Annotated in this window: 3 protein-coding genes; all 3 read right to left on the bottom strand. The window is 47.4% G+C overall.

What is annotated here, in order from left to right; translation table 11 throughout:
- Positions 1-1,385, bottom strand: a 1,385-nt coding sequence (locus ACTHUE_RS09325) for an AAA family ATPase (RefSeq protein ID WP_440423342.1), incomplete at its 3' end; no start/stop codon positions are given.
- A 163-nt stretch (positions 1,386-1,548) separates the two neighbouring features.
- The gene (locus ACTHUE_RS09320) at positions 1,549-4,686 is read right to left on the bottom strand and encodes a DUF3418 domain-containing protein (RefSeq protein ID WP_440423340.1); all 3,138 of its coding nucleotides are present in this window, start codon (positions 4,684-4,686) and stop codon (positions 1,549-1,551) included.
- A 66-nt stretch (positions 4,687-4,752) separates the two neighbouring features.
- A complete protein-coding gene (gene lpt3, locus ACTHUE_RS09315; RefSeq protein ID WP_219089098.1) occupies positions 4,753-6,330 on the bottom strand; it encodes a phosphoethanolamine transferase in 1,578 nt (525 codons plus the stop codon).
- Positions 6,331-6,400 lie beyond the last annotated feature (70 nt).

The raw sequence follows: 6,400 nt of genomic DNA, 5'->3' as shown, positions 1-6,400 counted from the left end.
GTATTTGAATTAACTATATCTAATTCATGCATCTTCTTAAAAAGAACATGGTTATTAGCATTATTTACATAATATTGAAGATTCTCATGTGGATTTTGGCCTAAATATTCTTTTACTAAAAATGTTTCGGGATTTTCATTAGTATATTGACCTAGTAAAAAATGAATATATTCATTATTTTGGTATGTTTGGTTTGATTTCATATCTGCATCTAAAATACAAGCATATCCCGTTTTAATCTTTCTATCTTTATATGTATTTTTGAAAGCGTTAAATATATTGAAGGTCGTTGATGCAGCACCTGTTACCATAACGTTAATCAAATTTCGATATGAAGAATCTTGATGAATTAATTCATCCAGTAACTTATTTATAACTCTCATTGCAACCGCATCTTCACAGCATAAATCAATTAATGGATATGTAATTGAATCCATTTTTGACAAGATGAAGTTTATACTTTTATCTTGTTCGCATTTATAGTTGCCATTTTTTTCCTCTATGAAAATTCTACTGTGTTTAGGTAAGCATGATAAAATTATTGGAGAGTGGGAGGTAATAATAAACTGTTTCTTTTCATATCTAGAAAAGAAATATAGAATATCTATTAGCCTACGTTGAATTTTGGGGTGTAAGCTAGCCTCTATTTCATCAATTAAAATTAATGATTTTTCTGATGCCTCTATAATCTCTCTTAATAATCTAATTAAAGATTCTTCGCCTGAGGCAGCATTAAAACTAGAATATAACCCTTGATAGCAAAAAGTGTCCTTATCTTGATGAGAAAATTGGGTTGTTATAGTAAAATTAGTTTCTAAAATATGCGATAAGCACATCGTTAGTTTTGCATCTACAGCACTGTTGCTGGGATTTTTTCGTAGAATAGCCTTTCCAAAATTACGAGCAGGTAATAGTCTAGATAGGTCTATATATCTAACTTCCCTATTTTTAATTTGTCCTTCTTTTTTTGCTACCCCAGACCATTTTTTCGTAAACTGATTTCGCTTTCCACTCTTTGTTTGGATTTTGCCACCAATTTTATATTCAATGGAATATTTGTAATCATCATTTTGGCAATCATTTACTGTGAATTTCATAAAATCTTGCCATGTATGCCTTTCTAGAATGCCATTCGTTATATTCCTCTTTTTGAAATTCTCATGACTACATGCAATTGTGGTCAGCATAGTGGTTTTTCCTGAACGGTTGACACCTGCAATAATGGAGATAGGATGCTTAAATTCTACAGTTAGATTATTAATTTGTTTTAATCGATCTATGGTTATTTTTTTTATGAATAAAGGGAAATTATTTCGATCTGACAAATCTAGTTGATCTACAGTATTTTTATCTGAATTTGGATTAATTAAATTATTTTGTGCCATGTTGCTAAACTCCATAACGTATCATTCATATAAGTATTAAAAAAATATTTGATACAATATTTTGTATATTTTTTTTATTTGAAATGGTCTAGATTGTACTATCTTATATTTTATTTTGCAGTAATTGCATAAAAACATATGCATTATATTTTTTAGTTAGCTTTCATTTACTTTCCCCCCACTCCTTCATCAACCTCTTCACCGACACCGGATATGGTGTCTTCAATTCCTGCGCGAACAGCGACACTCTCAATTCTTCAATCATCCATTTAAACCCTGCAAGGCCGTCTGAAATGGGGAGGCCTTGTTTGATCAGACTGTCGGTTTTTTCCTGCCACATTTGTTCCAGCTCTTGAATATCGGCTTCGCGGGCTGCGTCGCGGGCGGGGTTGCTGCTGTATTTTTCGAGACGCAGGGTCATGGCTTTGAGGTAGATGGGGAGGCGCGGCCATTGTGCCCATGGGGTATGGCTGGCAAAGCCGGGGGCGAGCAGGGTTTGCAGGCGTTGACGCATGAGGTGGGTGAGTGGGTGTTTGCCGAGTTTACCGTTCAGTTCGGCGTAGGCGGCTGCGGTTTCCTGCAGGTAGCGGCTGAGGGCTTCTTTGACGGCGGGCAGGCGGCTGCGGGCGCGTTTGATTTGTTCTTTGAAGGCTTTTTCGTTGCGCGGCAGTTCGTCTTCGCCGATAAAGGCGCGGTCGCAGACGGCTTGGGTGAGGTCGTCGCGCAGGGTGTCGGCGTTGATGTGTTTGAGCAGCATGGCGGCTTGGGTGAAGCCCTGGATGCCTTTGTTCAGGTCTTTAACTTGTTCTTTTAGTTGTAGTTTCATGAGTTCGATCACGCCTAATCGGTGGGCTTGTTCGGCGGCGGCGGACGTGTCGAATAGGCGCAGGGCGATGCGGCCGTCTTTTTCTTTTTGCAGGCCGAGGTAGCCGGTGAGCTGCTGTTTGCCGCGGGCGAATTTGATGGATTCGGGCAGGGTGCCGATGTCCCATGTGGTCACGTTGTCGCGCTCGAATTCTTGGGTGTTGTCGCGGAAGGTGGTGGCGGCGGCTTTGCCAAGTTGTTGTTGCAATTCGTGCAGTTTGCGGCCGCCGGCAAGCTCTTGTCCGCCGTCGTCGATAATGCGCAGATTCAGATAGCAGTGTTCGGGCAATTCTTGCGCCGCCCATGCGTCTTGGTCGATTTGCTCGAGAATCCGCATATCGCCGGCGCTTTTGGCGATAAAGTGCGCCAACTGGGGAATAATGGCCGCTTGGCGGTCGGGATTGCTTTCGAGAAATTTGGTGATGAAATCGGGTACGGGCACGCAAATGCGGCGGATTTGCTTCGGCAGGGCTTTAATCAGCAGCTGGATTTTTTCGCGCAACATACCGGGCACCAGCCATTCGAGCGACGGCGCGTGCAGGCGGTTGAGGACGGTCAGCGGCACGGTCATGGTCACGCCGTCAAGCGGATGGTGCGGCTCGAAGCGGTAGGAAAGTTTGAACTTGCCGTCTGCGGTTTGCCAGAATTTGGGGAACTGCTCTTCGGTAATGTGCGCGGCGGCGTGTTGCATCAAATCGTCGCGGCTGAGGAACAGGAGGCGCGGATTGTCGCGCTCGGCGGTTTTGAGCCAGGCTTCAAAGGTGCGGATATCGGCAAGGGGCAAAGGTTTCAGACGGCCTTTTGGGAGTGCAGGCTGCTTTTTGGGTTTGGGGTCGTCTGGAACTGTTGAAGCTGCGGCACTCTGTCCCCTCTCCTGTGGGAGAGGGCTAGGGAGAGGGTTTGTTGAGGTTGCGGAAAAGTTGGTTTGGGTGGCAACTGTTTTGCCCTCTCCCCGACCCTCCCCTGCGGGGGAGGGGGTGGGTTGCTGGGTAGCGTAGGTTGGGTTGTCAAACCCAACAGTTTTTGCAGTTGCGGCTGATGTTGGGTTTTCAACCCAACCTACGGTGTAGCCGTGATTTTCATTTTGGCGAGACCCATTACGCTTGTTTTTACGAAACTCGTTGCGCTCATTTTCAGACGACCTTTCGGCTTTGTCGGATTCAATAAGCCGTACGGATTCTTCGCTTCCCCAAACGCCGCCTTTCGCGTCTTTCCACACCAGCTCGGGCAGGCGTTCGTTATAAAACGCAAACAGGGCTTCGTCATCGACCAATACGTCTTGCTTACGAGACTTGTGTTCGAGTTCGGTAATTTCTTTAATCAGCTTTTTATTGTGGGCAAAAAAGGCCGTCTGAAGATTGCTTTCCTGCGCCACCAATGCGCCGCGGATAAAGATTTCGCGTGCTTCTTCGGGCGCAACTTTGCCGTAAGACACGGGGCGGCGCGGCAATACGGTCAGGCCGTAAAGCGTCACGCGTTCGCTGGCGACGACTTCGCCGCGTTTTTGTTCCCAGTGCGGCTCGAAATAATGGTAGCGGACGAGGTGCGGCGCCTCCTGCTCGATCCATTCGGGCTGGATAACGGCGACGTCGCGCGCGTAAAGGCGCGTGGTTTCAACCAATTCTGCCGCCATCACCCATTTGGGCTTGGCTTTGAACAGGGCTGATGCAGGGAAAAGGTGGAAACGGCTGCCGCGCGCGCCAGTATAGTCGTTGCCGTCGGGCGATTTCATGCCAACGTTGGCGATAAGGCCGGTCAGCAGGGCGCGGTGGATTTGTTCGTAGCCGGCTTCTTTGGCGGCACGGATTTGTGCGCGATGTTGTTTCTTATCCAGTTGTTTTTGTTTGAGTTTGGCCGCCAAATCTTGGTCGCCTTGGCTTTCAGACGGCCTTAATTGCTCTTGGGTAGAAGGTTGTCGAAACGCTGCTTCTTTAGTGGTCAAACCCATTTCAATCGCGGTTTGGGCAAGCTGGTGATGCAGCTCGCGCCATTCGCGCATACGCAGGTGTGACAGGAAATATTGGCGACACCACTGCACCAGCTGCTTGTTGGACAAGCCTTTATCGCGCTCGCGCTGGAAGCTGTCCCAAATATTCAGATAGGCAAGGAAGTCGGATTGCTTGTCGGTAAAGCGTTCATGCGCCTTGGCCGCGGCATCGCGCGCTTCCAGCGGCCGCTCGCGCGGATCTTGAATCGATAGCGCGGACGCAATCACCAATATTTCCGCCATGCAGTCGTGTTTCTTCGCCGCCAACAAAATGCGTGCGATTTTCGGGTCAATGGGCAGGCGCGCCATTTGCTCGCCGAGCTTGGTCAGGCGGTAGCGCGTGTTGGCACCGATATGGCCCGAACTGTTTTGCAGGCCGTCTGAAACATTGGCTGGGTTGGATCGGGCATCCATGCCTGATCCGCGTACTTGGTTTTTCATATTTTGCATAGTCTTGTCGGTCGGGCATCTATCCCCGACATCATCTAAATTTGTCTTTATTGGTTTTCTCGCCGCTTATTGCGGATAAACATATTCCGCCTTGCCGTCGCGAATATTCAAGCTGCCTGCATCGCCTGTAATCAGATTGCCCGTTACCGAGCCTTCGCTACAACCTGAAACCGGCATATCGTAGCCCAGTGTGTGAATCAGGAACGTTGAAAGCTGCTGATGGAAGGCAATCTCGCAAGGCGCAAAAGCTTGGTTGGCAGCCTGTTGCACGGCCTTATTCGGGCTGTACAACACCAGCGGCACAAGATAGCTGTCGGGCTGCACCGTGCCTTGATTGTAGGTATCTTGGCGCACATACTGGCCATGATCGGAGGTATAGGCAAACAGCCAGTTGCCGTCAGACTGCTTTTGCAGCTGCTCGAATACGGTTTGAATCATTTGGTCGGTTTTGTGGATGGTGTTGTCGTATTTATCCACAATATTGGCTTCGCCGAATACTTTATCTTGAGGCTGCAACAATGCGCCGTATGGGACGTGCGAACCGCGTTGGTGCAACACGATAAAATGCTTGCCCTGCTGCAAATTGATTTTGTCGAACAGCGGCAACAGCTTCTCATCAGGCATATTGTCGCCGTTGCCATAGCCCAGCTGCGTCGGCTGAATCAGATGGTCTATCCACTTTTTACCGATTAAGTTCAAAATCGCCATCTCGTTTTCAGCCTGCGCGCTGTAAAAATACGTTTCATAGCCCTGCTCTTTGGCGAGGCGGAACATATTGGTATCGCCGCTGCTGATTTGCTCATAACCGTTGGCATGCGGTATCGCATTGAAAAAGCTGGGCAGGGACACAGCCGTCATCAAAGCGGCAGAATAGCTTTGTTTCACAATCGGCTTAAAGTCGGCTTGCGACAGCTGGGCCAAAAACGGCGAAGTTTCGCGTCCGTAGCCAAACAATTTCAAATGCGCCGCACTTTCGCTTTCGCCCATAATCAAAACGATATTTTGAACACTGCCCTGCCCGATTTTGCTTGGCGCAGGCTGTTTGAACACAGGAATCTTGCTTAAATCAAACAACTGATACGGCAACACACGCCCGATAAAATAGCCGAAGCTGAAATAATTGGCTTTGATGCGGCTGTATGTCGGTTTGGGCGAAATACCGTGTTCCTGCGTCGTACTGAATGAACGTCCAAAAATCAGCAACATCGCCGCAATAAACAAAATATCGGCGGCAAAATGCGTCTTACGGCGGAATTTGGCAAGACTGCAAAACAGCACGACTTCCAACACGCCCCACAACGCAGGCAGCCACAACTTATCCAACATCGACGCGCCCGCGCTGCCGACTTCGGTAACCTCTTTCAGCATCAGCCAATAATTAATGCCCGTTATCCAACTTTGATAAACCGCGTAATGCACATTGTTGGCAATAATGCTGAACGCAAAAAACACCGCAATCAACAAACGCGTCACCTTATAACGCGCAAACAGATACAGCGCAGCAATCACAAATGTCAGCGCAAACGTTTCCGCAATTTTCGCCGCCGGCAGGGTTTCAATCCCGAATACAAAGCGATAGGCAATTTCGCTGGCAGTCAGTAGAGACGAATATAGAACAAGCGTGAAGAAAGATTTTTTCATCATTAATATTTCACAAAAAAAAATTTACCGATTGAGTTTTAAAACCCAATATTCCCTTTTTAATAGTTTTTAG

This window comes from Neisseria sp. P0021.S005, assembly GCF_051956955.1.
Note: the sequence above shows the minus strand (reverse complement) of the source record. Positions and strands in the feature narration are given on the sequence as shown.

Excerpts from the sequence above, each read along its gene's own strand:
- ACTHUE_RS09320 (WP_440423340.1), bottom strand. The coding sequence starts at position 4,686 with ATGCAAAATATGAAAAACCAAGTACGCGGATCAGGCATGGATGCCCGA.
- lpt3 (WP_219089098.1), bottom strand. The coding sequence starts at position 6,330 with ATGATGAAAAAATCTTTCTTCACGCTTGTTCTATATTCGTCTCTACTG.